We start from the raw sequence: 26,172 nt of genomic DNA on the forward strand, positions 1-26,172 counted from the left end.
ACGCGAGGCGTCACCCTGGTGTCGACCCATGACCCTCTCTCGATCCTCGACGTGGAGCGCCGCGCTGGTCTCGGCGGTGACGCTGCTCACCGCATGCGGCGGCGGTGATGACAACACGACCCCCCTGACCGGCGACAGCACGGCCCAGGCGCTCGCGGCGGGAGGACGGGCCGCCTCGATTCCCATCGGAATCGAGAACGTCAACGACTCGCCCTTGAAAGCCGCGAACTACCGGGCACTGCTGCGCTTCGTGCCCACCCGCACGCTCACCATCGACCGGTTCTACTTCGGCTTCAAACTGCGCGGGGCGAACTGCTGGGACGCGAACAAGGCGGAGTATGGCGCGGGAGATGGCGGACTCCTCCAAGGGCGGCTCGTGCAGATCAACCCCACCACGGGGCTTCCGGCGAGCGTGATCGCCACGGAGACCATCAACGGCTGCACCCGGCACAACCAGGCCAAGGCGGAGTTCAATGACGCGATCCCGGTCCTGGCCTGGGTGAACACCCCCGCGACGCTCCAGGGCGGGACGATGTACGCCTTGATCGTGAGCAACGTGCACGCCAATCCGGCGGCCAACTTCTTCTCGTTCAACACGCCGCTCGCCGAGACCACCCTGGCGGGCCCCCATGCGCGCAACGAATTGAACGCGACGGCGACCGGCGCCCTGCTGTCGCTCGATCCCCGCGAGCACGTGGCGTGGTCCGAGGACAGTGGCACCACGTGGCGGTATGGCTCCGCCAACGGCCAGTACCGCTCCTACATGAACGACCGGGACACCGCGCACCCGGCCACACGCATGCCGCAATACGGCTTCCGGTTGTCGGACGGGTCGACCCTGGGAGGACAGCCCTACTATGCCTATTTGACGGATTGCGTGGGCTGCACCGTCGCGTACGCGAACGCGCGTTACGCCCGCACCTTCACCGAGCTCGGCGGCTTCATCGCGGCGAATACGGGCGTGGGCACGCTGACGCTCAAGAACACGTCGACGGGCGCGCAGTCGTCCTGCACGCCCTCGCAAGGCTATGGCTTCAGGAAGTGCACCCTGCCCGCCTCCGTGTCCGTGGCCGTGGGCCAGAGCTACACGGTGAGCGCCACGGGCGCCGTGGAGATCATGAAGATGGATTACTCGCAGCGCCTGCTGTTTCCGCAGGTCGGCACCCCGGGCGGCGAGTTTCGCGCCTACCAACCCAACCCGGCCTCGGGCACCAACGCGCGAGACGTCCCCAGCCTCTGGGCGGGTCCCCTCTCGCCGTACTTCGACAATTGAGCCACGGGGCGCTCCCCACGAACGGGAGCGCCCCGGTGACGGCTACAGCAGCTTGTCGAGCGTCAGCGGCAGGTCGCGGATGCGCTTGCCGGTCGCGTGGTAGATGGCGTTGGCGACCGCCGCGCCCGTGCCGGTGATGCCAATCTCCCCGATGCCGCGCGCGCCCATCGGCGTGTGCGGATCCGGGATGTCGTTCCAGATGACGTCGATGGTGGGCACGTCCATGTGCACGGGCACGTGGTACTCGGCGAGACTGGGGTTCATGATCCGTCCCTTGCGCTCGTCGAACTGCGCCTCCTCCATCAGCGCGAGGCCCAGGCCCATGATGATGCCACCCCGGAACTGGCTCGTCGCCGTCTTGGGGTTGAGGATGCGCCCGCAGTCGAACGCGCCCAGGAAGCGGCTGACCCGCGTCTCCCCGGTGATGGCGTTGACCCGCACCTCGCAGAACATCGCCCCGTAGGAGTGCATCGACCAGTGCATGCCTTCCATCGAGGGCGGCGCGTTCGCTTCCACCGTGACCTCGTCACGCTGGGCTCGGGCGAGGAGGGACCGGTAGCTCTCGTGCCGCTCGGGCGCGTCGAGTTTGGCGAGGCCGCCGTCCAGACCCCCGACCTCGTCTGGCTTCAGCCCGGCCAGCGGCGAATCCTTGCCCGCGAGTTTCAGCAGCTCGGCGACCAGCGCATGCTGGGCCGCGGCCACCGCCGCGCCGATCGCGGCGGTCTGCTGGGAACCACCGGCCAGCACGAGGCCAGGCAGCGTCGAATCGCCATAGACGACCGTCACCTGGTCCAGTTCCAGCCCCAGCCGCTCGGCGGTGACCTGGGTCTGCGCGGTCGCCGTGCCCATGCCCATCTCATGCGCCGCGATCTCCACGCGGGCATGGCCGTCCCGGGTCAGCGTGATGCGCGCGGCGCCCCCGGGCATCCGGTTATAGGGATAGGTCGCGGCGGCGCAGCCCATGCCGACCAGCCACTCCCCCTCGCGCGTCGCACCCGGCTTCGGGTCGCGCTTCGCCCAGCCGAACCGCTCCGCCCCCGTGCGCCACGCCTCGACGATGTGGCGGGACGAGAAGGGCAGTCCCTCGGTCGGGTCTTCCTTGGGCTCGTTCAGGATCCGCAGTTCGATGGGGTCCATCCCCAGCGCCACCGCCAGCTCGTCCACCGCGGACTCCAAGGCGAAGGTGCCCACTGACTCGCCGGGCGCGCGCATGAAGGTGTTGGCGAGCATGTCCATGTGCGCCACCTCCACCTCGAGCTTGAAGTGGTTCGCCGCGTAGGCGCCGCGCGTCTGCTGGATGAACGGCTCGGGCAGCGCGTTGTGGCGGGACATCGCCGCGGTGCCGGTGTGGATGATCGTGTCGAAGTGCCCATCCGCCCTGGCACCGATCGCGACCCGCTGCTCGGTGACGGTGCGTCCGCCGATCATCCGGAACACGCCTTCACGCGACAGGGAAATGCGCACCGGACGGCCCACGAGCTTCGACGCCGCCGCCGCCAGCACCTGGTGCTGCCACAAGCACTTCCCGCCGAAGCCACCGCCGACGAAGGGCGAGGTGACGTGGACCTGCTTCTCCTCCAGGCCGAACACGCTGGCCAGCGACCAGGCGGTATGGACGACCGCCTGCGAGGCGTCGTGCACGATCAGCTCGTCGCCGTTCCACGCCACCGTCGCCGCGTGGGGCTCGATGGCGTTGTGGTTGTGGCGCGGCGTGCGGTAGATGGCGTCCACCTTGACCGCCGCCGCCGCCAGCGCGGCCTCGGCGTCGCCGATCTCCTTCTTCATGGGCTGGCCCGCGAACACGCCCGGCTCGGTGCCCTGCGCCTTCGCCTCCGCGAAGGTGGTGACGGCGGGCTCCTGGGCGTAGGTGACGCGGATGAGCGACTGGGCGTGGTCGGCCTGTTCCTGTGTCTCGGCGAGCACCAGCGCGATGGGCTGCCCGTTCCAGTGGATGCGGTCGTCCTGCATGACCGGCAGGTTGTCGCCGCCCGCCGCCTTCTCGCCCGTCAGGAACAGCGGCATCGGCTGCATCCGCGGCGCGTTGCGGTACGTCATCACCAGGGCGACGCCGGGCGCCGCCTCCGCCTCGCGCGTGTCGAGCGTCGCGATCCGGCCCTTGGCCACCGAGCTGAACGCGACCGACGCGTAGACCATGCCCGCGTGCACGAACTCGGCCGCGAAGGTCGCCTCGCCCCGCACCTTCAGCGGGCCGTCGACGCGCGACACGGGCTTGCCGATGTGCGCGTGCGCATGGCCGATCAAGGGGTCCGGCTTGCCACCCGGCACCCAGCTGTCGGGCGCCAGCTCGACCGCCTTCTTCACCACCGTCTGCTGCACCACCTGGGCGGCCTGCTTGGCCTTGTCCACGAGGCTCATGCGCCACCTCCCGCGAGCTCGCCAAGGACAGCGGTGAGGGTCCGCCTGACGAGCTCGACCTTGAAGCCGTTGTCACGCAAGGGGGATGCGTCGGCGAGCTCCGCGTCCGCCGCCGCCCGGAACGCCTGCGCGGTGGCCCGCTGGCCGCGCAAGACCTTCTCGGCCTTCCACGCCCGCCAGGGCTTGTGCGCGACGCCGCCCAACGCGAGCCGCACGTCCTTCACGGTGCCGTTTTCCACGTCCAGGGCGGCCGCGACCGAGACCAGGGCGAAAGCGTAGCTCGCCCGGTCACGCACCTTGCGGTACGTCGAGCGCGCCGCGAAGGCCAACGCGGGCAATTCGATCGCGGTGATGAGCTCGCCCGGCTCCAGCACCGTTTCGAGCTCGGGACGGTCCTCCGGCAGCCGGTGCAGCTCGGTGAAGGGCAAGGTCCGCGCGCCGCGCGCGCCCTCGAGGTGCACCGTCGCGTCGAGCGCGGCGAGCGCGACGCACATGTCGGACGGGTGGGTCGCGATGCAGGCGGACGAGGCGCCCAGGATCGCGTGGCTCCGGTTGAATCCGTCAAGGGCGTCGCAGCCCTGGCCCGGCACGCGCTTGTTACAGCGCGAGCCGTCGTCGTCGTAGAAGTAGGTGCAGCGCGTGCGCTGAAGGATGTTCCCGCCCACCGTCGCCATGTTGCGGATCTGCGCCGAGGCGCCCGCCAGCAGCGCCCGGGAGAGCACCGGGTAGCGGGTGCGCACCGCGAGATGCTCGGCCACGGCGGTGTTCTTCGCCGCCGCGCCGATCCGCAGGCCGCCATCCTCCCGCTCGTCGATCGCGGAGGACAGGCCGGTCACGTCGACCAGCGAGGTGGGCCGCTCGAGCGTCTCGCGCATCAGGTCCACGAGGTTGGTGCCCCCCCCGAGGTACTTCGTCCGCGCCGCGCCCCCGAGCCGGACCGCTTCGGTGACATCACCCGCGCGCGTATAACGGAAGGGATTCATTTCGCGCCCTCCCCATAGGTCTCGGCGATCGCGGCGACGATGCCGTTGTACGCCCCGCAGCGGCAGAGGTTGCCGCTCATCCGCTCGCGCAGCTCGTCATGGGTCAGCGCGACCGCTTTCGCGGCGAGATCGGGCGTGACCACGCTCGGCACCCCGCGCCGCGCCTCGGCGGCCATGCCAATCGCCGAGCAGATCTGCCCCGGCGTGCAATAGCCGCACTGGAAGCCGTCATGCTCGATGAACGCCTGCTGGAGCGGATGCAGCCCGCCCTCGCCCGCCAGGCCCTCGATCGTCGTCACCTCGCGCCCGTCGTACTGAACCGCGAGCGCCAGGCACGACACGATCCGCTCCCCATCCACCAGCACCGTGCAAGCGCCACACGCGCCCTGGTTGCACCCCTTCTTGGTCCCGTGAAGTTGCAGCGTCTCTCGCAGCAGATCGAGCAGTGACACGCGGGGGTCCGCTGGCAGCTCGGCCTGGGCCCCGTTGATTTTGATTGGCATGTTGTGCGCTCCCTCCAGCCCGTGCCCGTTGCACGACGGCGGGTCTCGGCGTGATGAGCAGAGGGGTCCCTTACTGCGGCCGGGTTCCTGGGAAAACGGTATTTCCAGGCGGATGTCGCACGGAGGATAGGCGCGCGCACGCCGTCTGTGTGCTTTTGGGCAGAAGCGCTGAATCCAGTCCCTGACGAAAAGATGGCCGGGATGTGACCGGCGGATCTCCCTCCGCCGACAATGCCTCTAGACCCTACGTGCAGTCAGCGGGTGCGGCGGGCCGGCGCAGGCGCAAGGTGTGGGTGTCGCCGCGGTCGGTGGGGCTCTCCACGGCGAGCATGTCGGCATGAACACCGTCCGCGCGCAGGGCCTCGAGGAGCGGGGCGATGTGGGGGTAGGGACTGCGGGCGGAGTCGTTGAGCGGGTGGACGCGCACCTCGTCGGCCACCCGGAGCAGCTCGCGCAGAGCCCCGAGGTGGAACGCCGGGTCGAAGTGGTCGGGATAGGTGAAGAGCAGGAAGCCGCTGGTGGCCAGGGCGAAGGTGCGGTCCGCGAACGGGAGCGAGGGCAGGAGGGCGGACACATAGTGGCCGGTCGCCTCGTCACGGTCGCGGCGGTAGTCGGCCATGAAGGTCTCGGCCGCGTGCTCCCAGCTCGGGAGCCGATGCCAGCGACCGTCGGGGCCTTGGGGGAAGCGGTCGGGCCGGGTGGATGTCCAGGCGCGGACCCGCTCGAGATCGGCGCGCAGACGCTCGGCGAAGCGCTCTGGAGGCACGTCGTAGGCGGGATCCACGCTGACGGCCCGTCCGCCGAGGGCGCGGACCCGGACGGCGAAGTCGCTCGCGCCGCCAGGGCAGTCGAGCACCGGTCCGCGCAGCAGGTCCGCCTCCGCGAGGGAGAAGTGGGCGAGGCAGTCGTCAGCGGACCGCGCGCTGATGATGATGGCACCGATCGGCAGCTCGGAGGTGGTGGGGCGCATGGTGGGGGCTCGCGCATCGGGAGTAACACCCCCCCGCCTCAAGGTGGAAGCACTTCTCCCAAGAGGGAGGCGTCTGCTAATCCCGTGGAAGGCATGAAGCGCGTCGCGGGGGCCCCCGCGCTACTCCTCATGTAAGGAAAGGGATCGCACGAATGGCGCCGACACAACGCGGGTTGATCAAGACACCCCATGGGCTGATTCATTTCGTGGCGAAAGGCGCGCTCGCGCGACCAGACCGTGCCGCGCTGGTGTGTCTGCACATGAGCCCACGGAGCGTGGATGAATTCCGCGAACTGCAGGAACTCCTGGGCACGGAGGAGCGCCTCGTGGTGGCCCTCGATGAACTGGGCTACGGCGCGAGCGACAACCCGGACAAATCGGTGACGCTGGAGCAATTGGCGGACACCGTCATGTGTGTGGTGGAGCACCTGGGCATCCAGCGCTTCTGCCTGGTGGGCAGCCTGATGGGTTGCTACATGAGCATCAATCTGGCGGCGCGTTTTCCCGAGCGCTGCGCGGGGCTCTTCCTTTACAACCCCTACTTGTGGCCGGACGAGGCCGTGGAGAAGGCTCGCGGCGAGGCCGCCTCGGAGAGCCCGGGGGCCGAGTGGGAGTCCAAACCAGACGGAAGCCACTTCACGGACCTCTGGAAACTCCGCAGCGCCTTCCTCCCCCCGGACCTCAATACGCGCTGCGTGGTGGACGACGCCGTCTACCGCCTCAAGCGCAACCTGCGCCGTCCGCTCCAGATTCACATCCAGGAGCCGCAGCTCTTCGATTTCACCCGGTTCGCCGCGCAGGTGAAGTGCCCCGTGCTGTGCACGTTTGGCGAGCAATGCGTCGCTTTTTTCGATGCCATCGGCCTTCGAATGACCGAGCAGAAAGCCAGGCTCGCGGCGCGATTCTCCGCCGCCTCCTCTTATACCGAACACCACATTCCCGCCGCCTCCATCAACATGCTCAACACGCATGTCACGGACATCACCCACCTTCTCACGGACACTTTGAACACGCTGGGTGTGTAGGCCTCGCGAAGATCACCCTCTAGGGTCTCCACAAGAGCGGAAATGTTCGCTGGGCCTCGTAGGGGTGGAGACGGCCCGAGATTCCGTTCACCCGCCTTCGCGTTCTGCCCAAGTTCAACCGTCACGTTCAGGTCCCCATCGGCAAACCGCGCCCCCCTGGCAGCAGAGGGCGCGGCTCACAGCGGCGGGTAACTTCGTGTGGAGGCGGCGGGAATCGAAGCCGCCAAGGACGGGGCACCCCTTGCTCGGGAGCAGAAGCATTCCCCAGTTTCTCTTTGAGAAACACCTCCCGAGTCGCCGACTTACGAGGTCGCCTACAAAGGCGGCTCAGTCCCAGAAAATCAGGCCACGCAGGTGGAAGAACACCAGTCCAGCACCTAGATGCGAGTCGTCCGAGAGTCCTGGAAACAGACGACAGGCTTCCTTCGCCACATCGCCCTCGTAGAGTTGTGTCGTCAGGGTCAACCAGTCCAGTCCGGCAACTCGTTGCTTCAGTTCCAGGGATTTGTTCTGGGCCCAGAGGAACAATGCATCTTCCTCGGGGTCTTCTCCTGACACCCATTTGACTCGCCAGAATTCGTGGCCCGAGTCGGGTGAAGGTCTTCCCAGGCGAATGAGTTCATCGGAGAGATCGTTGTAGTTTTTCCGCTCCGCCCAGGCTTTCGTGCAGTAGAGATTGATCAGACTCCCGAGGTAGGCGTCCCACTTATCAAACTCCTCCGCCTCTTGAGCGGACATGGGGGCTCGAGGATCGGGCGGTTGGCTCATGGCACTTCCTTTTTCATCCGGTTCCGTCTGGCCCATTCATCGGAAGCCTTGTTGTAGATGTCCGCAGCCTCGCGTGGGTACGTTTGGGCGTTGCATGCGCTCTCCACGAATCGGACGGCGACTTCCACCGCCTTTTCGCGGCTGTCCATTGCGCGGGAGGACTCCCGTTCCGACGCCACGAGCTTTTCATGCAGTCGAAAGGCTCGCCGGATGGCTCAATACTCGAACAGACGGGCCACCACACACGTACGAACTTCCGGAGCAAGCCGCGCCATCGCCTCATGAAGCCGTACGCCCCAGAGCGCATCGTTCATGGAGTCCGCACACCAGCGTGTGGCCTCCGTGCTCTCCCCGCTCGGAGATGGGAGGCGAACGCCCGCTAGAAAGGCAGACATCGTTCTGGGGTGTGTTTTTTGACCGCCTCCACCTCGTCCGCGGCCCACAGTCCAGGCTCCGGTGATGCAGGAAGCGGTCGTCGGTTCGGGGAGCGCTCCACCGGGCTGTCGGGGCGCGACCACGGTTGTCCGAGTGACGATGCACCCGCTCCGGCGGGCGCGTACCCGGGACGGGCAAACCCTGGTGCAGGGACAGGAGAAGGAGTGGGCGGCGCGACGGCCTGGCGAAGATGTGGGGACCGAGTGCCGTGGGTGGCGCACCCGGTCCCGAGCAAGGCGAGCGCGGCAACGGTCAGGGTTTTCATGGTGAGCCCGCCGCCCTCCCCTACCCGTCAGGCCTTCATTTCCAGACGCGGCGCGGCCGACCCGCCGCCCGGGCCATTCGCCGTCTTCTCCTCGGCGAGCACGGCCTTCTCCTGGGCGGACTTCTCCATCGCCAGCTTCGTCAGGGCGCTCTCGTCCGCGGCCCGGCGCGCCTCGCGCTCCTTGTAGCGGCGGATGGCCGGGGCCATGATCTCCCCGATGAGCCCCCGGTAGTCCATGCCCGCGCCCTGCGCGATGAGCACCAGGTCGCTCCACCCCGGCGTGAGCCCCGGCAAGGGGTTGCACTCGATGAAGTAGATGCGCCCCTTGTCGTCCATGCGGAAGTCGATGCGCGCCACGTCCCGGCACCCCAGCGCCATGAACGAGCCGCGCGCCGCCGTGCGCAGCTTCTCGAGCAGCGCCGGCTCCAGCTTGGCCGGCGCGTCGTAGCGCACCCGGTCATTCCACTCCAGCTTGTGCTGGAAGCTGTACACCGGCGTCTTGTCCTCCTTGTCCAGGAAGACGATCTCCATGGGCGGCAGCACGCGCGGACGCCGCTCGCCGAGCAGGCCCACGGTGAACTCCCGCCCGCCGATGTACTCCTCGATGAGCGCCGGCTGCTTGTAGCGGGTGACGATCTCCTTCACCACCTCGCGCAATTCCGCCTCGCTGTTGCACACGCTCTTGGTGAGCACGCCCTTGGAGGAGCCCTCCGCCACCGGCTTCACGATGAGCGGGAAGCTGCCGAAGTCCTTGTTGAGCCGCTCCTTGCCCGTGATCATCAGCTGGAAGTTGGGCGTGTGGATGCCCGCTTGGCGGACGATCTTCTTGGCCAGCGCCTTGTCCAGCGCGATGGAGAGCGTGGCCGGATCGCTGCCCGTGTAGGGGATGTCGAGCAGCTCCAGCATCGCGGGCACCTGGCTCTCGCGGTTGCGGCCCTTGAAGCCCTCGGCGATGTTGAACACGATGTCCAACGGCGTGCTCGCCAGCACGCTGGGCAGCTCCGCCGTGGCCTCCAGGTCCACCACCTCGTGGCCCCAGGACGCGATGGCCTCGCGGATGGTCTGCAGCGTGGTGGGCGAGTCGTACTCGGCCTCGCTGTCCTCCACCGACGCGGCGTCCGCCATGGGCTTCACGCGCTTGACGTTGTAGGTGAAGCCCACGCGCAGGGGGCCCGTCTTGCGCGTCGGCTTGCCCGCGCGCTTGCCGTCCTTGATCTTGTAGCGCCGCGCCGCGCTCTGGATGATGGCGTTGACCACGCCGTCCAGGTGCACGCCCTCCAGGTCCGCCGCGGCGTAGATGCCCGAGCCCGGCTGCAGGTTCGGCAGCGCGTTGATCTCCAGGAAGTACGGCACGCCCGCGTCGCTCAACCGGAAGTCGATCCGCCCCAGGTCCCGGCAGTCCAGCACCTGGAGGATCTTCTTGGACAGGGCGCGCATCTCCTCGGCCACCTTGGGCGGCAGCCCCGAGGGCGCGCGCACCTTGACGAGCTGGTCGCGCTTCACCTTGAGCTCGTAGTCGTAGATGGCGTGCTTGCGGCCCGCCATGGCGGCCGGGTCGAAGTCGTAGCCCACCGGGTTGAGCACGCCGTCCTGCTCGTTGGCCACCGCGGCCAGGAAGGGCACGGTGATGTCCACGCCCCGGATGAACTCCTCCACCAGCACCCCGTTGGGGTAGCGCGCGAGCGCCTGGGCCACCTTCTCGCGGGCCTCCTCCACCGTCTCGGCCACCGAGTCCTGGGTGATGCCCTTGGAGGAGCCCTCGAAGTTGGGCTTGATGATGACGGGAAAGCGCAGCTCCTCGACCTTGAGCGCGGCGAGCTGCTCGACGAACTGCCAGCCCGGGGTGCGCACCCCGTGCTCGGCGAGCGCGAGCTTGGTGAGGTGCTTGTCGAGCGTGAGCGCCAGCACGTAGGCGTCCGAGCCCGTGTAGGCGAAGCCCAGCTCCTCGAAGAGCGCGGGGTAGAAGGCCTCGCGGAAGCGGCCCCGGCGGCCCTCGGCGATGTTGAAGATGAGGTCCGGGCTGTAGGCCTCCAGGCGCGCCACGGTGCGGCTGGCGGGCCCGCTCACCTCGAAGCGCTCCAGGCGGTGGCCGAGCCGCTCGATGGCGCCGGCCAGGGTGTTCACCGTCTCCTGGGAGTCGAACTCCGCCTCTTCCTCGGCGTCGGACAGCTTGAGGTTGTACGTCAGCGCGATGCGCACGGCTTACCCCTTGGGGGACTGCGTGGGGGACTGCGTGGGAGACTGTGTGATCGCGCGGCTCCGGCGAACCCGGGCCGCGGACAGGAAACGGCCCGGGACGCGCGCGGGCGTCACGGGCGAGCGCACGGCGGTGGTCGCCCCGGCGACGACCTTGCCGTCCACCACCTGCGTCTGGGCCCAGGTGTCTCCGAGCCTCCAGCCGAGGGGGTCGCGCACGAGGCGCAGCGTCTCCACGCCGCCCAGGACGACGAGCGCGGCGAGGAAGGCCACCCGGCCCAGGGGCTCGGGCATCATCCCGAGCACGACGATGAGCGCCAGGGGGGCGTTGCGCAGGGTGCTGTCGCGGTGGCGCGCGGCCGAGCGCGTGGGCAGGTGCATCACCTTCACGCCGAAGATGCGCTTGCCCACGCTCTGGCCCTGGAGCATGCCGTCGGCGAGCAGGAGGAAGAGCATGGCCAGCACGCCGCCGGTGGCGCCGCCCACGACGAACAGGCCCCAGGCCACGGACACGTCCACCAGGCGCGCGCCCAGGCGCAGCACCAGCGAGGCCTTGGGGTAAGGCGAGCCTTCCTGTTCGTCCTGGCGCACCACCCGCAGGCTCTTGGGTCGCTCGGCGGCGTGGGGTCTCACGGGCGCGGGGACACTCACGTGCCGGACTCCCCGTCGACCTTGGACTCGAACTCGGACTCGGGCTCCGGCTCGAGGATGAGGCCGCGCTCGGGGCGCTGGGGCTCGTCCAGACCGGCGAGCTGCGCCAGGCGCTCGTGGGCGCTCACCATGCCGGGCGGGCGCGCGTAGACGTACTCGCTGGCGGCGGCGTTGCCGGTGAAGTCCGGGGAGGCCACGAGCCTGGCCGTGGGCGAGCCCGTCTCGGACATCTCCCGGAGCCGGTCGCGCGCGGCGTCCGTGTCCGGTGCCGCCGGCTCGCCCTCGCGGGTGAAGAAGACGAAGGCCATGGCGGGCCGTTTGGAGGACTCGCGCATGGCGAACTGCACGCCATCCAGGGTCCAGCCCCGGGCGCTCCATTCATTCACGGTGCGATCGAGCGTGCCCTCGTCCACCGTGGACAGCTCGACGACCTTGTATTGGAGCAGCCGGGGCGCGGCGGCGATGACGGGACGGGCGGCCCCCGGACGTTTGCCCGCGCGCGGCGTGGGGCGCCGGGCGGTCGTCTTCGGAGGGGACGCCTTACGAGTGGGGGGCCGTTTCTTCTTCTTGCGGGGGGGCATGGGCCGATCGGGATCTTTGCCCTCAAGGAGGGGGGTGGACGCAAGCCCCGTGTGCACGGGGGCGTCGCGGTGTCAGGCACCCAGCAACTGGGAGGCCTCGAGCGCGTGGTAGGTGATGATGAGGTCCGAGCCGGCGCGCTTCATGGAGGTGAGAATCTCCAGCGTCATCCGATTGCCGTCCACCCAGCCATTCTGGGCGGCGGCCTTCACCATGGCGTACTCGGCGGAGACGTTGTAGGCCACCACGGGGACGTCCACCCGGTCGCGCACCTGGCGGATGATGTCCAGGTAGGCCAGGGCCGGCTTGACGATGATGAGGTCGGCGCCCTCCTCCAGGTCCAGGTCCACCTCCTTGAGGGCCTCGCGGGTATTGCCGGGATCCATCTGGTAGCCGCGGCGGTCGCCGAACTGGGGGGTGCTCTGGGCGGCCTCGCGAAAGGGCCCGTAGAAGGCCGAGGCGTACTTGGCGGCGTAGGACATGACGGGCACGTCGGTGAAGCGCGCCGCGTCGAGCGCCGAGCGGATGGCCGCCACGCGCCCGTCCATCATGTCCGAGGGGGCGATGATGTCCGCGCCGGCCTGGGCGCACGTGACGGCCATGCGCGCGAGCAGGGGCAGCGTGGCGTCATTGGCCACGTGGCCCGCCTCGATGAGGCCGCAGTGGCCATGGTCCGTGTACTCGCACAGGCACACGTCCACGATGACGAGCAGGTCCGGCAGGGCGCTCTTGAGCTCGCGCACGGCCCTCTGGACGATGCCCTCGGTGGCGTAGGCCTGGGAGCCGTGGGCGTCCTTGAAGTCCGGAATGCCGAAGAGCAGCACCGCCTTGACGCCCAGCGCCTGGGCGCGGCGGGCCTCGGCCACGGTGTGCTCCAGGGACAGGTTGAACACCCCGGGCATGGAGCCGATGGGGCGGCGCACGTCCCGGCCCTCCACGACGAAGAGCGGGTAGATGAAGTCCGAGGGCGCGAGCGTGGTCTCGCGCACCATGTCACGCAGGGCGGCCGTGCGGCGCAGGCGCCGGGGCCGGTGGATGGGGTAAGCCATGGGCGACGGTATAAACCGCCCGGCGCCGCCGGGCAGGAATTGTCACCCCGGGCCCGGCCCGACAGCGACCAGGGGGTCAGCTGCTCACGAACTGGGCCGTCTCCCGAGCCATGCGGGCGGCACGGCCCTCGGCCAGGTCCGCCTCGTGGAGTGCCCGGGCGTAGCGGATGCGCGCCGCCTCGGTGTTCGCCGCCAGCCCGCGCTCCGCGTCCGCCAGTTCCCGACGCGCCGCGCGCAGTTCCTTCTCCATCCATTCGTTGGTGAACATAGGTGTGCTCTCTCCCCGATTGAGCCCCAGCCATTGCACACCCCACGCCACACGGGCTCACCCCCCAAGGGTGCGAAACCACGATGGCCGCAGGACAGGGCAGCCGGGAGAGCCTGGAAGAAAGTGCGAAAGGTTGTTCCCGGGGTGCGCAAATCCTGGAGCAAGACGTGAGGACAGGTGCCCGCCCGCTCCCCTGCCCTCCGCCCGCCCCGCGCGAAGGCCGCAATGCCGGGCCGGGAGCGTCGTACAGTGAGGCGTGATCGCCATCGAGGTCGTGGGCTTGCGCAAGCGCTACCAGCGCCTGTGGAAGCCGGGGCATGAGGCCCTTCGCGGTGTGGACCTGGCCGTCCCCCAAGGCAGTGCGTTCGGACTCATCGGTCCCAACGGCGCGGGGAAGACCACCTTCATCAAGAGCATCCTGGGCATCGTGCAGCCCACGGCGGGACAGGTGCGGGTGCTCGGGGGCTCGCCCGAGGAGCCCCGCATCCGGGCGCGCATCGGCTACCTGCCCGAGCGCCTGCACCTGCCGGGCTCGTGGCAGGCGCCCGCCTTCCTCGCCACGGTGGCGCGGCTCAAGGGCTTGAAGCCAGACGCCGCCGCGCACCGGCGCCTGCTCGAGCGCGTGGGCCTGGGCGAGGCCGAGGGCCGGCGCATCGGCGGCTTCTCCAAGGGCATGCGCCAGCGCCTGGGGCTCGCGGCGGCGCTCGTCGGCGAGCCGGAGTTGCTCATCCTCGACGAGCCCACCGACGGCATCGATCCGATGGGCCGGATGGAGGTGCGGCGCCTGCTCCAGGAGGAGGTCAAGCGCGGCGTCACCCTCTTCCTCAACTCGCACCTGTTGGCGGAGACCGAGCGGGTGTGTGATCGCGTGGCGATCCTCGCCCGGGGCCGCATCCTGCGGGAGGGACGGCTCGAGGAGCTGTCGAGCCAGGGCGAGCGCTGGACGGTGCGCTTCGCGCCCGGGGCCGAGGCGCCCGCGCTCGCGGCGGCGGGCTTCGAGCGCACGGCGTCCGAGGGCATCTACCAGGTGGAGGCCTCGGACGTGACGGCGCTCAACCTGGCGCTGGACAAGGCCCGGGCCACCGGGGCGCTGCTCGTGGAGCTCAAGCGCGAGGCGAGGGACCTGGAGACGGTGCTGACGTCGGCCATGGAGGTGGCGGCATGAGCGCCGTGATGGGAATCGCGGGGTACGTGCTGCGCGAAGCCGCGGCCCGCAAGTTCATCCTGGCCTTCCTCCTGGGCGTCACCGGCCTGCTGGTGACGCTCTCCTTGAGCCTGCGCATCGAGGTGGTGGATGGGGCCCTGGCCGCCTCGCGGCTGTTCGGCGAGTTGATGCCCACGGACATCCGCGCGGTGGACATGGCCCTGCGGCCGGTGTTCATGGTGGCCGCGGCCATCGTGTTCTACGGCGGCAGCCTCTTTGGCATCGTGGCGTGCTCGGACTTCGCGCCGAGCCTCCTGTCCCCCGGCCGCATCGAGCACCTGCTCGCCCTGCCCCTGCGCCGCTGGCACCTGCTGGCGGGCACCTTCCTCGGGGTGATGACGCTCGCGGTGCTCGGCGCGGTGTACGGCTCGCTGGGACTGGTGCTCATCTTCGGGGTGAAGACGGGCTACTGGACGGTGGGGCCCATCATCGCCGCGCTGCTCGCGTGCGTGAGCTTCGCGGCGGTGTACGCGGTGATGCTCACCACGGCGACGCTGGTGCGCAGCGCGGCCCTGTGCGCGGCGCTCGGCGGCGTCACGCTGGTGCTGGGCGTGGTCGCGGGCTACCGCGCGCAGATCGCCCCCTTCATCGAGGGGGGGGTCTCCCGCTCGGCCTTCGAGGCGGTGACGGTGATGATGCCCCGGCTGTCCTCGCTCGCGAACGCGAGCATCGACCTGGCGGCCTCGCGGCCCATGGAGGTGCACTCGCTGCCCCTGCTGCTGGGTGGGGTGTTGGTGTTCAGCCTGGGGGTGCTGTCCCTGGGCTTCTGGTGGTTCGAGGGGAGGGACTACTGATGCGCGCAGGCCGTGGACGCTGGCTGGTGGTCGCGGGAGTGCTGTTCGGTCTCGCCGCGTGGCTCATGATGTCCGGACAGGGTCAGGAGGAGGCCCCGCCCCGCCCCAGGGTGGAGTTTCCCCGCCGCCTGCGTGACCCCGAGGTCCAGCGCCTGGAGCGCCGGCGCACGTACATCGCGCCCGTGGCGGCGAGCGAGGCCCCCGCGACGCCCGAGCCCGTGCGGCCGAGGGATCCCGTGCTCGCGGCGCTGCCCCGGGGCAAGGGCAAGTCGGCCGTGGTCATCGAGGCCAATGCCCTGCGGCACTCGCCGCTCGGGGAGATGGTGCTCGAGTGCCTGATGCGCCGGGGAAGCGCGCAGCTGGAGAAGTTCAAGCAGGACACGGGCGTGGATCCGCTCCAGGACCTGGACCGGATGGTCATCACCGACGACGGCATCATCCTCTCGGGCAACTTCGGGGACCCCCGGCTCAAGAAGCTCCTCACGGGCGAGTCCCAGGCGACCTACGACTACGGCAAGGGGGGGCGGCTCTTCGAGCCGTCCGAGGAGAAGACCCTGGCGGACGGCACCAAGCGGCGGCGCGATGCGTCTCCCATCGGCATGTGGAACGACCAGATCCTGGTGCTCGGGGACACGACGTCCGACGTGAAGGACGTGCTCGACCGGGTGGAGGGACGCGGGTCCGAGGAGTCGCCCGTGCTCTCCGAGCAACAGACGTACGGGGAGATGTACGGGGTGCTCTCGGTGGCCCAGCTCCAGCAGTTGCTGCCGCCGGATCAACAGGAGCTGGCGCGGCGGTTGGCGGAGGTCGCCGAGAACGTGGAGCTGCACGTGGACGCGAGCAGGGACTTCGCCATGACGGCGCGTGTCCGGGGCATGGACGCCAACAAGCTGACGGACCTGGGCAAGTCCCTCGGTGGCGCGCTGTCGCTCGCGCGCATGCGGGCCCAGGCCGAGGGCGACACGAAGCTCGCGCAGCTCCTGGACTTCGCCAAGGTGCGGCCAGACGGGGACTCCTTCAACCTGGAGATGGCCGTGCCGCTCGAGGTCATCAAGAACCAGCTCGCCATCTGCCGCGAGCAGCAGGACAAGGACGCCCCGCCCCCCGCGCGCGCCGCGCCCTAGGCCTCCGGGTCGAGGAAGAGCAGGCCCGCGGGCGGCGCGGGCTCCACGCGCAGCGTCTTGGGCGGCAGGCTCTGGGCCGCCTCCATCACCGCGCGCACCTCCCAGAGCGGCGGCGGGTTGAGGGCGAAGCCCACCTGGAACGTCCCCGCCCGCACGTCGCGCACCAGCGCGTCCAGCCCCTGGATGGCGAACACCTGCGGGTGCCCCGGCGCCTCGGGCTCCTGGATGCCCATGACCGTGCGGAGCACCAGCGCGTTGAGCAGCGCCAGGTCCAGGCTGCGCAGCGTGGGGTTGCGCGGCGCGGCCTTGAGGTGCGCCAGGTCCAGCCCCTGCCGGAAGCGGAGGATCTTCCCCCGCCCCTCGGGCAACACCAGCAGCACCGCGTGCTGTCCGCGCACCATCGTCGCCAGCCGCTCGCTCGCCAGCGCCACGCCCCGGGCGGACGTCAGCGGCTCGTCGAGTTCGTAGACGCGCGCGTACGCCGTCACCAGGCGCAGGAAGGTGTCCTCCTGGAAGGTCGATACACCCTTGATGGCCCGGTGCACCGGCTCGAAGTGCAGCCCGGGATCCGACAGCGGCACCACGGCCGCGAGGCTCGGCCGACGGGCGTCCAGCTCCGCCAGGGGCCGCAGGGGCGCGTCATCGAGCACCGCCTGGATGCGCCGCGCCACGGGCGAGGGCTCGATGCGGCGCAGCGACATGGGCGCGCCCTGGAAGGTGCCCTGCCACACGACGCTGCCCCGCTCGGCGGCTTCCGCCAGCAGCCCCTTGAGCACGCCGTGGTCGTCCGCCGCCAGGGTGACGGTGGGCTCCACCTGCGCGGAGCGCGGACGGTAGGGCTCGCTCTCCAGGGGCTCGGCGGCGTCCGGCGCGAGCGCGCACAAGAGGAAGCGCACGGGAGGCGCGCCCAGAACGCCCTCGGGGTTGTGCACCTCGGCGAGGTAGAGCGCGGGCCGGGCATCCCGCAGCAGCGAGCCCGCCTCCCGCCACCGGCCCAGCTCCGCGGTGGGATCCACGCGATCCAACAAGGGCCGGACCGAACTGGCTCGGGGCGGCGCATTGAAGGCCGCGCCCGCGGCATCGGCCGACAGATGGGACTCGAGCGACGGAATCAGAGCGGAAAAAGGAAGGACTCGCGCCATGCCGCGAATCTGGGGACGCGCTCGCCCACCCGCCCGTGGAGGTTTCTCGCCCGAGCGGCGGCCAGGGGGCCATGCGCCAGGCGGCCTCGCATCACTGTTGACTTCCAGGCGCCTCGCGGCGAGACCCGACTTCCCATCCCTGGCCGGGCTCACTACCCCCGGTAAAGGACGGAATAACCGCGAAGGAGCAACCGATGGGCATGATGAAGTTCGACGTCCCCCACTCCCTGTCGAAGGACGAAGCCCGGCAGCGCGTCGAGCAGCTGCTCAAGTACTGGAAGGACAAGTACGGCGTGCAGTCCAACTGGAGCGGTGACGGAGCGAAGGTGAACGGCAAGGTGATGGGCATCAGCCTGGACGCCAACTTCACCATCACCGACGGCGTCATCCAGGGCGAGGGCACCGACCCCGGCATGCTGCTGCGCGGCAAGGCCAAGTCCTACATCCAGGACAAGTTCAGCACGGTGCTGGACCCCAAGAAGAGCCTGGACGACGTGAACAAGGGCCTCGCCTAGCTACAGCAGCGGGCCTTCCTCCAGCGCGGCGAGGGCGTAGCGCGCCGCGCGGGAGATGGCCTCGGCCGAGTCCGGCAGCTCCGGGTAGTGGCCGGCCAGGGGCCGCTGGGGAAAGCGCAGCTGGGCGATGGCGTTGCGGTAGCTGCGCCGCGCCGCCTCGTTGTCACTGAGCCGCTCGTGCACCTGGGCCATGAGGTAGTGGCCGATGGCGAGCGAGGGCTCCAGGAAGAGCGCCTTGCCCAGCTCGGCGCGCGCCTCGGCCAGCTCTCCGGCCTGCAGCGCCGCGAGCCCCCCGAACACCCGGGCCTCCACGCACAACGGCTCGCGGTTGAGCGCCTGACCGAAGGCATCGCGCGCATCGGACATGCGCCCGGTGAGCGAGTACAGGTTGCCCACGGTGAGCAGCGCGTCCAGGTGGCTGGGCTCGTCCACCAGGAGTTGCTCCACGGTGGCCACCGCGGACACGAAGTCCCCGCGCTCCATCATCCGCACGGCCGCGTTGAGCCGCTCGCCGGGCGAGAGCATCAACGACCAGGCGGGCATCTCCGGCGCCGGGCGCTCGCGCGAGGCCGCGAGGAACTCCGCGGTCAGCCGGGGCGTCTTGCGCGTGGGCGTGGTCTCCGCCTGGGGCAGCTCGGAGGCCGCCAGCACCGGGGCCTTGGACTCGCCCGCGTCCAGCGCCTGATGCAGGGCCTGGGTGGACGCCAGCACCGGGCGCGGCGCCACCTTGCGGGGCTTGGGCTTGCCCAGGGACGAGGCGGTGGACGAGGCGGCGGCGAGCACCGCCGCGCGCTCGGCGGCGGTGATGGGCGGCAGCGCGTTGAGCGTCTGGGACTTGGGCCCGGCGCCGGGCGCCCGCGGCTCCAGCGGCTTGAGGGGCCGCCGGTAGATGAACGAGCCCTCCACCTCCACCATCTCGAAGCGGTCGTAGACCTTGAACAGGCTCTCCGAATAGCCGAGCAGCAAGAGGCCCCCGGGCCGCAGCGCCATGAGGAAGCGGTCCATCAGGGCGCGGATGGTGGGCAGGTCGAAGTAGATGATGACGTTGCGGCAGAGGATGAGGTCGAGCGACTCGGGCTTGACCTTCTCGAAGACGGGCACCGCGAGGTTCTGCCCGTCAAAGCGCACGTAGTCCTTGAGGGAGGAGACGATCTCCTGGCCGTCCTCCACGGGCCGGAAGAAGCGGATGCGGCGCTCGGTGGCCATGCCGGCCACGCGCCGGGCGGCGAAGCGCCCCTGCTTGGCGGCCTGCACGGCGGCGAGGTTCAGGTCGGTGGCCCACAGGTCCACCTCGATGGGCAGCGCGCCCAGCTCGGCGAGCACCATGGCCAGGCTGTAGGGCTCCTCCCCGGTGGCGCAGCCCGCGGACCAGATGGACACCCGGCGCATCTCCCGCCGGGCGCGCGCGAGCGCCTCGGGGAGGATGCGGCTCTCCAGGGCGCGGAACTGCTTGGGATCGCGGAAGAACTCCGTGTGGCCCACGGTGACGAGCGGCAGGAGCGCGCGCAGCTCGTCCTCCATGCCGCGCAGGCGCCGCACGTACTCCTCCGAGTCCTCGAGCCCCACGATGGGCATGCGCGTGGACAGGGCGAGCCGCAGGCTGTGGTAGCCGTCCGGGGTGATCTTCAGCCCCGCGCGCTCGAGCAGCAGGGAGGCCAGTTGCTGCAGGGCCCGGGAGGTCACTGTCAGCATGTCCGCACCCATTTGGTCAGCGTTGGTCCGATCTGGTCGAGTGGCAAGACTTCCTCGGCGGCGCCCAGACGAACGGCCTCCTTGGGCATGCCATACACGGCGCACGTCGCCTTGTCCTGCGCGATGGTGCGCCCACCCCGCTCGCGGATTTCCTTGAGGCCCCGCGCCCCGTCCCGTCCCATGCCCGTGAGGATGACGCCCAGCACGCGCGTGGAGAAGCTTTCCGCCGCGGACATGAGCAGAACATCACACGAGGGCCGGAAGCCGCGCACCGGTGGGCTCGGCTCCAGGGAGAGGAGGCCGCGGGGGCGCACGAGCAGGTGCGCCCCGGAGCGGGCGATGTAGATGCTCCCGGGGACCATGGCCTCGCCGTCCGAGGCCTCCACCACGCGCAGGACCGAGCTGGAGCCCAGCCACTGGGCGAGCCCCTCGGTGAACCCCTCGCTGATGTGCTGGCAGATGCACACGGGCGCGGGGAAGTCCGCGGGCAGCGTCTTGAGGAGCACCGAGAGCGCCTTGGGGCCTCCGAGCGACGAGGCGATGGCCACCAGGGGATAGGGGGCCGCCTCGGCCGTGGGCCGCACGGGCTTGGACTGGCCCACGGGCCGCGTCACCCGTACCTCGGCGAGCAGGAGCAGCTTGCGACCCACCGCCTGCCAGAAATCCAGGCCGGGCTCGGCGGGGCGCGGCAGGACGTCCACCGCCCCCGAGGCCAGCGCCTGGAAGGCCTCGGCGTCCGACAGGAGCCCCGGGTGCAGCGCGAGCACCGGCACGGGGCGCTCGCCCATCACCCGCGCGATGGCCTTGAGGGACTCGGGGCTGGACAGGTCCACCATGACCACGTCCGGATGCTGGCGCTGCACGCTCTCCAGGGCATCGGAGAACGCGCAGACGGTGCCGGACGGGGCCAGCACCGCCCCGTCGAACAGGCCGCGTGCTGCGCCACGGAACACTTCGCCCACGAGCAGCACGCGGTATGCGGACGCGCCCACGTCCAATGTCTCCCCTCCTCGTGCCCGCTCAGGTCAGCCGATCGATGGTCTGCGCCAGACTCTCCACGCCCAGCTCGCCCTTGACCAGGTAGGCATCCGCTCCCGCCTCGGCCCCGCGCCGCCTGTCTTCCGGAGACGCGAGCGAGGAAAGGACGATGACCGGGGTGCGGGCAAGACCCGCCGTCGACTTGAGTCGACGCGTGAACGAGAAGCCATCCAACCGCGGCATCTGGACGTCCGTGAGGATCAGATCATACGGCTGGGACTGGGCCCGGAGGTAGCCTTCCTCGCCATCCTGGGCCTCGTCCACGGAGTGGCCGAGGGCCTTGACCAGCGCGGACTCGGTGGCGCGGGCGATGGGCGAGTCGTCCACCAGGAGCACCTTGAGGCGCTTGATGGACGTGCCCTGGGTGACGGGCCGCGCCATGCGGCGCACCTCCGTCATGATGTCCGGCACGTGCAGGAGCACGGCGATGCGGCCGTCCTCCAGCGCGGCGGTGCCCGCGATGAAGGCGGCGCCCTTGAGGAACTCGCCGCCACACGGCTTGACCGCCACCTCGCGCTCGTCCACGAAGCCGTCCACCACCAGCGCGGCATGGTCGTCGCCATGACGCACCACCACGGCGGGCGGCTTGTCGAAGCGGTTGCCGCCGTTGACGCCGAGCAGCGGCCCCAGGCCCACCAGCGCGATGGGCTTGCCCCGGTGCTTGACCGCCAGGGTGCCGAAGACCTCCATGCGATCATCGGGCTTCACGCGCATCACCGCCACCACGTCCGCGGCGGGGATGCCGTACACGTCGTCGCCCAGGCGCACGAGCAGCACCTTCATGAGCGCCAGCGACTGGGGCAGGCGCAGGGTGAAGGTGGAGCCACGGCCCAGGCGGCTGACGATGCCCACCGAGCCGCCCAGGGACTCCACCTTCTTCTTCACGACGTCCATGCCCACGCCGCGCCCGGAGATGTCGGTGACCTCCTCGCGGGTGGAGAAGCCCGGCCGGAAGACGAGCTCGATGGCCTCGCGCTCGGACAGGGCGGCGGCCTGGTGGTCAGTGAGCAGGCGCTTGCGCACCGCCACCTCGCGCAGCCGCTGCGGATCCATGCCGCGGCCGTCGTCGTCCACCTCGATGCTGAGCATGTCGCCGTCGACCCGCACGCGGATGCGCAGGCGGCCCGCGTTGGGCTTGCCGAGCATGCGCCGCTCGTCGGGCGTCTCCAGGCCGTGGTCCACGCCGTTGCGCAGCAGGTGCACGAGCGCGTCGCGCACGTCGTTGAGCATGGAGCGGTCCACGCCCAGGTCGGCGTTCTCGATGACCAGGTCCACTTCCTTGCCCTGGGCGCGCGACAGGTCTCGCACCGCGCGGGGGAAGGCGTCGAACACGGTGGACAGGGGCACCAGCCGCGCCTCGGCCACGTGGTCGGCCATCATGGCCAGGCTGCTGTGCAGCGTCTCGATGCCGTCGCCGTTGGTGCGCACGAAGCGGAACGCGTCGTCGCGCAGCATGTGCAGGTCGCCCTCGATGTGCTCGAGGTCGTTGCGCATCACGTTGGGCACGTCCAGGCGCTCGGCCAGCTTGAGGAAGCGGTCGCCCAGGCGCGAGAAGCGCTGGAGCAGCGACTCGATCTGCGAGGCGCGCAGACGGCCCCGGGCGCTCTCCACGAGCAGGTCACCCGCGAGCAGGCCGAGCGAGTCGAGCACCTCGACGTTCACGCGGATGCTGCGGTCGGCCAGGGCCTTGTGCGCGTGCGGCTCCTCGTGGTGCTCGGCCTTGGCGGCGCGAGCGAGGGGGGCCGGGGGCGGCGCGGCGGGCGCCGGGAAGGGCTCCACGGACTCGGCGGTGACCTCGAGCACGTTGGGCGCGTGCGGCACGGGCTCCGCGGGGGGCGCGGCCGGACGGATCGCGGGCAGCGCCGTGTAGGACGCCCCCTTGACGCCGCCAATGGGCGGCACCGCGTGACCGGAGGCGGCGGACAGGGCCTCGCACATCTCCTGGGAGGCGGGCGTGCCTCCCTGGGCCCCGGAGTGATCCTCCAAGAGGTCCGAGATGGTGTCGCACGCGCGCAGCAGCAGGTCGGTCGCCACCTCGGTGGCCGCCTTGCCGTCCCGCTCGGCGCGCAGCAGGTCCTCGGCCGCGTGGGCGATTTGACCGATGGCGGCCAGGCCCAGCATGCGGGCCTCGCCTTTCATCGTATGCAGTTCGCGCGCGACCTCGTCCGCCGCTTGATCCGCCGTGGGCTTCTCGAGGTCGAGAACACCCAGCTGGATCTTTTGCAGACGGTCGGCGCTGACCTCCTGGAACTTCTGCAGGAGGGATCTCTTGAGGGCTTCGGTATCCATGACCGGAGGGAACCCGGGCGACGTTCACGCCTCCCGGGTGGGCCCTCCCGCTCCTGTCGTCAGTCGGCCTTGAAGCGCTTGATGAGTTCCGCCAGCCGTCCGGCGAGCTGGTTGAGCTCGGCGGCGGCACCCGTGGCCTGCTTGGAGGCCGAGGTGGTCTGGCGCGTCACGTCCTCGATCTCCGCCATGGAGGCCACCACCTGCTCGGTGGCCGTGCGCTGCTGCTGGGTGGCGAGGTTGATGACCCGCGCCGCGTCGCTCGTCTCCTGCACGCCGGCGAGGATGCCCTCGACGGCCTGGGCCGCCACCGCGCCGAGCTTCTCACCGGACTCGGTGGCCTCCTTGGAGGCCTCCGCCGCGGCGCCCGCGGCGGCCGTGGCCTCGCGGATCTCGGTGATGAGGTTCTTGATCTCCTTGGTGGACTCCATGACGTTCTCCGCCAGGCGCCGCATCTCGGCCGCCACGATGGAGAAGCCCTTGCCCGCCTCACCCGCGCGGCTGCCCTCGAGCGCCGCGTTGAGCGCGAGCAGGTCCGAGCGGTCGGCGATCTCGTCGATCACCTCGACCACCGTGCCGATGCGCTCGACGCGCTTGGACAGCTTGGTGATGGAGTCGGCCACCGCGACGCCGTCGCTGCGGATCTGCTGCATGGCCTGGATGAACTCGCCGATGGCGCCCCGGCCGGCGCGCGCCGCGCCCAGGGTCTCCTCGGCCACGCGCGCCACGCTGCCGGCGTTCTCGGCGATCTGCGCCGAGGCGTGCTTGAGCTCCTCCATGGTGGCGGTGGTCTCGTGGATGGCCGCCGCCTGCTCGGTGGAGCTCGTCTCGTGCTGGGTGGACGCGGCGAGCACCTGGTTGGAGGACGAGGACAGGCGCAGCGCCGCCTCGTTGATCTCCCGCACGAAGGTGCGCAGGGTCTCGATCACCTTGCCGAAGCCCTCGAGCAGCGGCCCGAGCTGGGCGTCCTCGGTGGTGGTGTTCCACGAGGCCAGGTCGCCCTCGCGCACCAGGGTGATGAGCGCGTCGATGGCCTGATCGATCTCCTGGGCCGCGACCTGCTTGCGGTGCTCGGAGACGGCATAGCGATCGAGCAGCTGGTTGAACAGGTTGGCCAGATCCGAGGACTCCTCGTCCACCGCGTTCTTGCCCACGCGCGCGTCGAGGTTGCCCGCGAGCACCGCGATCACGGTGTCGGTCAGGGGCTTGAGGGTGCCGGGCTTCTTCGGAGCGCGGGCGGCCGCGCCCTCGGCGGCGAACACTTCGTTCTTGGAATCAACGAGCGACATTGCCTTCAGTGCCTTCCTTGAGCATTCAAGGTTTCGAGAAGATCGATGAGCATCACGGGACGCTCCTGATCGAGGAACACACCCACCGTATAGGTCGCGGCGCCCGCCACGAGCGGCAACCGCCTCAAGTCCCGGATGGGAACAGGACGCACTCCCCGGATGGCGTCCACCTTGAGATGACCCTCGCCCTCGGGCGCATCGAAGACGAGCGCGCGATTGCCATGCCGCAAGGCGCCGAGCTCCGGCACCTTGAGGTCGTCGGGGAGTGAACGCTCGATGCGCAACACCTGCGACGCATCCGTTCCATACAGGACATCCCCCACCATGAAGAAGAGGACGTCCACCTCGTCGCGCGTGGGCGCGACATCGTCGTAGATCATCTCACCACCGCGCGCTGGCGAGCACTCTGCAAGAGCTTGGTGAAGTGGATGAGCGCCATGGTTTCCTGGAGGGCGGCGACCTCGTACACGCCGATCAGGTGCTCGGCGGCGGCGTCCCCGCCCAGGGGCGGCGGGAGGATGTCGGCCACGGGGACGCGGCGCAGGCCGAGCACCGCGTCGGCCACCACGCCCACGCGGTAGTTGCCGCTCATGCCGATGAAGAGCCGGGTACGCGGCCCCACCCGAGCCTCGCCCTTGCCGAGAAAGCGCAGCAGATCCATCACGGGGATGACCTCGCCGCGATGTCCCGTGACGCCCAGGAGGAAGGAAGGAGTGCGGGGCAGGGGCGTCATCGGCCCTGTCCGAATGACCTCGAGCACGTTCTCACTGGGAACCGCGAGGCGGAGTTCGCCTGCGCGGAAACAGAAGAATTCCTGCTCGGGTCGGGCCTGACTCGCGATGGCCCGGTCGGGGGCCATTCGGAGCGCACGCTGGAGGGGAGTGTTGGTCAAGGCGCCAAAGTATCCGGAGGCGAGCGAAGTGGGTCAAGAGTGGACCGAATCACATGGTCCGGGCCTTCTCAACGGTGTAGGGTGACTGCCGTATTCCAGGGGAGGAAGATGTCTCGCGTACTGGTCATCGATGATAGCCCGATGCTGGTGGAACTGACGGTGAGGGCGCTCTCCGCCGCTGGCTACCACGCCACCGGAGCGACCGACCTTGCGAGCCTCGAAGTGAAGCTCTCCGAGGGGCCGTTCTCGCTCATCCTCATGGACGTGAACATGCCGGAGATGTTCGGCGACGACGTCGTCGAGTACCTCCGCACGCAGAAAAAGGTCACGTCCAAGCTGGTGCTCTACTCGGACATCTCCGAGGAGGAGCTCGCGGCCAAGACGCGCCAGTCCGGCGCGGATGCCTACATCCTCAAGGGCGGCGGCCTGGAGGCCGTCATCGGCGGGATCATGCGCATCCTGGGCGCGCCGCCCGTGTCGACCGCGCCCCGGCCCGCCGCTTCGGCGGCCGCCCCCCGCCCCGCTGCTCCGGCGGCCGCGCCCCGGCCCGCCGCGCCAGGGGTCGCCGCTCCCCGCGCGCCCGGAGCGCCCGCGCCCGCCGCCCGGCCCGTCGCGGCCCCCGGCACCGCGCCCACGGGGGCTCCGGCGGCTCGCCCCCTCGCGCCCGCTTCGGCGGCGGCGCCCGGCGCGGCCCCCGTCGCCCGTCCCGCGCCCGTCGCGGGACAGCCCGGGGCCCCGCGTCCCGCCGCGGCGTCCCCCGTTCCGGGCGCGGCGCCCACGACGCCCGCCGCGACAGCCCCCGTCCGGGCCCCCGTGAGCGCCCCCGGCGCCGCGCCCGTCGCCCGTCCCGCCGCC

Annotated in this window: 23 protein-coding genes and 1 pseudogene; 7 read left to right on the plus strand and 17 right to left on the minus strand. The window is 70.3% G+C overall.

Annotation, left to right across the window (positions count from 1 at the left end; translation table 11 throughout):
- The first annotated feature begins 28 nt into the window (after positions 1–28).
- The gene (locus I3V78_RS27250; RefSeq protein ID WP_204491551.1) at positions 29–1,273 is read left to right on the plus strand and encodes a hypothetical protein; all 1,245 of its coding nucleotides are present in this window, start codon (positions 29–31) and stop codon (positions 1,271–1,273) included.
- A 42-nt stretch (positions 1,274–1,315) separates the two neighbouring features.
- Here the strand turns inward: I3V78_RS27250 and I3V78_RS27255 are convergent, their stop codons facing one another.
- From I3V78_RS27255 to I3V78_RS27270, 4 genes are all read right to left on the minus strand, one after another.
- Complete coding sequence (locus I3V78_RS27255) at positions 1,316–3,649, minus strand: xanthine dehydrogenase family protein molybdopterin-binding subunit (protein ID WP_204491554.1); 2,334 nt, start codon at positions 3,647–3,649, stop codon at positions 1,316–1,318.
- On the minus strand, positions 3,646–4,632 hold the full coding sequence (locus I3V78_RS27260; RefSeq protein ID WP_204491557.1) for an FAD binding domain-containing protein: 987 nt from the start codon (positions 4,630–4,632) through the stop codon (positions 3,646–3,648). The genes I3V78_RS27255 and I3V78_RS27260 overlap by 4 nt, the downstream gene beginning before the upstream one ends.
- Complete coding sequence (locus tag I3V78_RS27265) at positions 4,629–5,135, minus strand: 2Fe-2S iron-sulfur cluster-binding protein (RefSeq protein WP_204491559.1); 507 nt, start codon at positions 5,133–5,135, stop codon at positions 4,629–4,631. Before I3V78_RS27265 ends, I3V78_RS27260 begins: the two co-directional genes overlap by 4 nt.
- 244 nt (positions 5,136–5,379) lie before the next feature.
- The gene (locus I3V78_RS27270; protein WP_204491564.1) at positions 5,380–6,105 is read right to left on the minus strand and encodes a hypothetical protein; all 726 of its coding nucleotides are present in this window, start codon (positions 6,103–6,105) and stop codon (positions 5,380–5,382) included.
- A gap of 152 nt (positions 6,106–6,257) precedes the next feature.
- Here I3V78_RS27270 and I3V78_RS27275 point away from each other — a divergent pair, with 152 nt between their 5' ends.
- Positions 6,258–7,130 (plus strand): alpha/beta hydrolase, encoded by an 873-nt coding sequence (locus tag I3V78_RS27275; RefSeq protein WP_239576643.1) that lies wholly within the window; start codon positions 6,258–6,260, stop codon positions 7,128–7,130.
- 327 nt (positions 7,131–7,457) lie between these two features.
- On the opposite strand, the gene I3V78_RS27280 is transcribed toward I3V78_RS27275, so the two are convergent.
- The 6 genes from I3V78_RS27280 to I3V78_RS27305 form a co-directional block, all read right to left on the minus strand.
- Positions 7,458–7,898, minus strand: a complete 441-nt coding sequence (locus I3V78_RS27280; RefSeq protein ID WP_204491569.1) for a hypothetical protein — start codon at positions 7,896–7,898, stop codon at positions 7,458–7,460.
- 727 nt (positions 7,899–8,625) lie between these two features.
- Positions 8,626–10,797, minus strand: coding sequence for an ATP-grasp domain-containing protein (locus I3V78_RS27285; protein ID WP_204491572.1), 2,172 nt, complete (start codon positions 10,795–10,797; stop codon positions 8,626–8,628).
- Positions 10,798–10,800: 3 nt separating this feature from the next.
- A complete protein-coding gene (locus I3V78_RS27290; RefSeq protein WP_204491574.1) occupies positions 10,801–11,445 on the minus strand; it encodes an RDD family protein in 645 nt (214 codons plus the stop codon).
- Positions 11,442–12,026: a hypothetical protein gene (locus I3V78_RS27295; RefSeq protein ID WP_239576645.1), complete on the minus strand. Its 585-nt coding sequence runs from the start codon at positions 12,024–12,026 to the stop codon at positions 11,442–11,444. The genes I3V78_RS27290 and I3V78_RS27295 overlap by 4 nt, the downstream gene beginning before the upstream one ends.
- A 72-nt stretch (positions 12,027–12,098) precedes the next feature.
- Complete coding sequence (hemB, locus tag I3V78_RS27300) at positions 12,099–13,073, minus strand: porphobilinogen synthase (RefSeq protein WP_204491577.1); 975 nt, start codon at positions 13,071–13,073, stop codon at positions 12,099–12,101.
- Between the two features lie 76 nt (positions 13,074–13,149).
- The gene (locus I3V78_RS27305) at positions 13,150–13,341 is read right to left on the minus strand and encodes a hypothetical protein (RefSeq protein ID WP_204491579.1); all 192 of its coding nucleotides are present in this window, start codon (positions 13,339–13,341) and stop codon (positions 13,150–13,152) included.
- Between the two features lie 256 nt (positions 13,342–13,597).
- On the opposite strand from I3V78_RS27305, the gene I3V78_RS27310 reads away from it, so the two are divergent.
- The 3 genes from I3V78_RS27310 to I3V78_RS27320 are packed head-to-tail and all read left to right on the plus strand — an operon-like array spanning position 13,598 to position 16,463.
- A complete protein-coding gene (locus tag I3V78_RS27310; RefSeq protein ID WP_204491582.1) occupies positions 13,598–14,506 on the plus strand; it encodes an ATP-binding cassette domain-containing protein in 909 nt (302 codons plus the stop codon).
- Positions 14,503–15,339: a hypothetical protein gene (locus I3V78_RS27315; RefSeq protein WP_204491585.1), complete on the plus strand. Its 837-nt coding sequence runs from the start codon at positions 14,503–14,505 to the stop codon at positions 15,337–15,339. The genes I3V78_RS27310 and I3V78_RS27315 overlap by 4 nt, the downstream gene beginning before the upstream one ends.
- Positions 15,339–16,463, plus strand: a complete 1,125-nt coding sequence (locus I3V78_RS27320) for a hypothetical protein (RefSeq protein WP_204491587.1) — start codon at positions 15,339–15,341, stop codon at positions 16,461–16,463. Before I3V78_RS27315 ends, I3V78_RS27320 begins: the two co-directional genes overlap by 1 nt.
- Here I3V78_RS27320 and I3V78_RS27325 read toward each other — a convergent pair.
- Entirely contained in the window at positions 16,460–17,605 is a 1,146-nt protein-coding gene (locus tag I3V78_RS27325) for a DUF1015 family protein (RefSeq protein ID WP_204491589.1), read from the minus strand. The genes I3V78_RS27320 and I3V78_RS27325 overlap by 4 nt on opposite strands.
- A gap of 194 nt (positions 17,606–17,799) precedes the next feature.
- On the opposite strand from I3V78_RS27325, the gene I3V78_RS27330 reads away from it, so the two are divergent.
- Positions 17,800–18,120: a polyhydroxyalkanoic acid system family protein gene (locus tag I3V78_RS27330; RefSeq protein ID WP_204491592.1), complete on the plus strand. Its 321-nt coding sequence runs from the start codon at positions 17,800–17,802 to the stop codon at positions 18,118–18,120.
- Here the strand turns inward: I3V78_RS27330 and I3V78_RS27335 are convergent, their stop codons facing one another.
- Genes I3V78_RS27335 through I3V78_RS27360 form a run of 6 tightly spaced genes read right to left on the minus strand, consistent with a single transcriptional unit; the run spans position 18,121 to position 25,284 of the window.
- Positions 18,121–19,812 carry a CheR family methyltransferase gene (locus I3V78_RS27335; protein WP_204491595.1) on the minus strand — a complete coding sequence of 564 codons (1,692 nt, stop codon included), beginning with the start codon at positions 19,810–19,812 and terminating at the stop codon, positions 18,121–18,123. It lies immediately after the preceding gene.
- Positions 19,806–20,810, minus strand: coding sequence for a chemotaxis protein CheB (locus I3V78_RS27340; RefSeq protein WP_204491597.1), 1,005 nt, complete (start codon positions 20,808–20,810; stop codon positions 19,806–19,808). Before I3V78_RS27340 ends, I3V78_RS27335 begins: the two co-directional genes overlap by 7 nt.
- A 22-nt stretch (positions 20,811–20,832) precedes the next feature.
- A complete protein-coding gene (locus tag I3V78_RS27345) occupies positions 20,833–23,139 on the minus strand; it encodes a hybrid sensor histidine kinase/response regulator (protein ID WP_204491599.1) in 2,307 nt (768 codons plus the stop codon).
- Positions 23,140–23,198: 59 nt separating this feature from the next.
- Positions 23,199–24,425: a methyl-accepting chemotaxis protein gene (locus I3V78_RS27350; protein ID WP_204491601.1), complete on the minus strand. Its 1,227-nt coding sequence runs from the start codon at positions 24,423–24,425 to the stop codon at positions 23,199–23,201.
- A gap of 5 nt (positions 24,426–24,430) precedes the next feature.
- The gene (locus I3V78_RS27355; protein WP_204491604.1) at positions 24,431–24,805 is read right to left on the minus strand and encodes a Frizzy aggregation protein FrzB; all 375 of its coding nucleotides are present in this window, start codon (positions 24,803–24,805) and stop codon (positions 24,431–24,433) included.
- Positions 24,802–25,284, minus strand: coding sequence for a chemotaxis protein CheW (locus I3V78_RS27360; RefSeq protein WP_204496817.1), 483 nt, complete (start codon positions 25,282–25,284; stop codon positions 24,802–24,804). The genes I3V78_RS27355 and I3V78_RS27360 overlap by 4 nt, the downstream gene beginning before the upstream one ends.
- 141 nt (positions 25,285–25,425) lie before the next feature.
- Here I3V78_RS27360 and I3V78_RS27365 point away from each other — a divergent pair.
- Positions 25,426–25,923: pseudogene (locus I3V78_RS27365) on the plus strand (response regulator); the annotation flags it as partial.
- Positions 25,924–26,172: the final 249 nt, after the last annotated feature.

It is taken from the genome of Archangium primigenium (assembly GCF_016904885.1).
Taxonomy (GTDB): Bacteria; Myxococcota; Myxococcia; order Myxococcales; family Myxococcaceae; genus Cystobacter; species Cystobacter primigenius.

What these genes read in the sequence shown, in the direction of transcription:
- I3V78_RS27250 (WP_204491551.1), top strand. Translation starts at nt 29, where the DNA reads ATGACCCTCTCTCGATCCTCGACGTGGAGCGCCGCGCTGGTCTCGGCG.
- I3V78_RS27255 (WP_204491554.1), bottom strand. Translation starts at nt 3,649, where the DNA reads ATGAGCCTCGTGGACAAGGCCAAGCAGGCCGCCCAGGTGGTGCAGCAG.
- I3V78_RS27260 (WP_204491557.1), bottom strand. Translation starts at nt 4,632, where the DNA reads ATGAATCCCTTCCGTTATACGCGCGCGGGTGATGTCACCGAAGCGGTC.
- I3V78_RS27265 (WP_204491559.1), bottom strand. Translation starts at nt 5,135, where the DNA reads ATGCCAATCAAAATCAACGGGGCCCAGGCCGAGCTGCCAGCGGACCCC.
- I3V78_RS27270 (WP_204491564.1), bottom strand. Translation starts at nt 6,105, where the DNA reads ATGCGCCCCACCACCTCCGAGCTGCCGATCGGTGCCATCATCATCAGC.
- I3V78_RS27275 (WP_239576643.1), top strand. Translation starts at nt 6,258, where the DNA reads ATGGCGCCGACACAACGCGGGTTGATCAAGACACCCCATGGGCTGATT.
- I3V78_RS27280 (WP_204491569.1), bottom strand. Translation starts at nt 7,898, where the DNA reads ATGAGCCAACCGCCCGATCCTCGAGCCCCCATGTCCGCTCAAGAGGCG.
- I3V78_RS27295 (WP_239576645.1), bottom strand. Translation starts at nt 12,026, where the DNA reads ATGCCCCCCCGCAAGAAGAAGAAACGGCCCCCCACTCGTAAGGCGTCC.
- hemB (WP_204491577.1), bottom strand. Translation starts at nt 13,073, where the DNA reads ATGGCTTACCCCATCCACCGGCCCCGGCGCCTGCGCCGCACGGCCGCC.
- I3V78_RS27305 (WP_204491579.1), bottom strand. Translation starts at nt 13,341, where the DNA reads ATGTTCACCAACGAATGGATGGAGAAGGAACTGCGCGCGGCGCGTCGG.
- I3V78_RS27315 (WP_204491585.1), top strand. Translation starts at nt 14,503, where the DNA reads ATGAGCGCCGTGATGGGAATCGCGGGGTACGTGCTGCGCGAAGCCGCG.
- I3V78_RS27320 (WP_204491587.1), top strand. Translation starts at nt 15,339, where the DNA reads ATGCGCGCAGGCCGTGGACGCTGGCTGGTGGTCGCGGGAGTGCTGTTC.
- I3V78_RS27325 (WP_204491589.1), bottom strand. Translation starts at nt 17,605, where the DNA reads ATGGCGCGAGTCCTTCCTTTTTCCGCTCTGATTCCGTCGCTCGAGTCC.
- I3V78_RS27330 (WP_204491592.1), top strand. Translation starts at nt 17,800, where the DNA reads ATGGGCATGATGAAGTTCGACGTCCCCCACTCCCTGTCGAAGGACGAA.
- I3V78_RS27335 (WP_204491595.1), bottom strand. Translation starts at nt 19,812, where the DNA reads ATGCTGACAGTGACCTCCCGGGCCCTGCAGCAACTGGCCTCCCTGCTG.
- I3V78_RS27345 (WP_204491599.1), bottom strand. Translation starts at nt 23,139, where the DNA reads ATGGATACCGAAGCCCTCAAGAGATCCCTCCTGCAGAAGTTCCAGGAG.
- I3V78_RS27350 (WP_204491601.1), bottom strand. Translation starts at nt 24,425, where the DNA reads ATGTCGCTCGTTGATTCCAAGAACGAAGTGTTCGCCGCCGAGGGCGCG.
- I3V78_RS27355 (WP_204491604.1), bottom strand. Translation starts at nt 24,805, where the DNA reads ATGATCTACGACGATGTCGCGCCCACGCGCGACGAGGTGGACGTCCTC.
- I3V78_RS27360 (WP_204496817.1), bottom strand. Translation starts at nt 25,284, where the DNA reads ATGGCCCCCGACCGGGCCATCGCGAGTCAGGCCCGACCCGAGCAGGAA.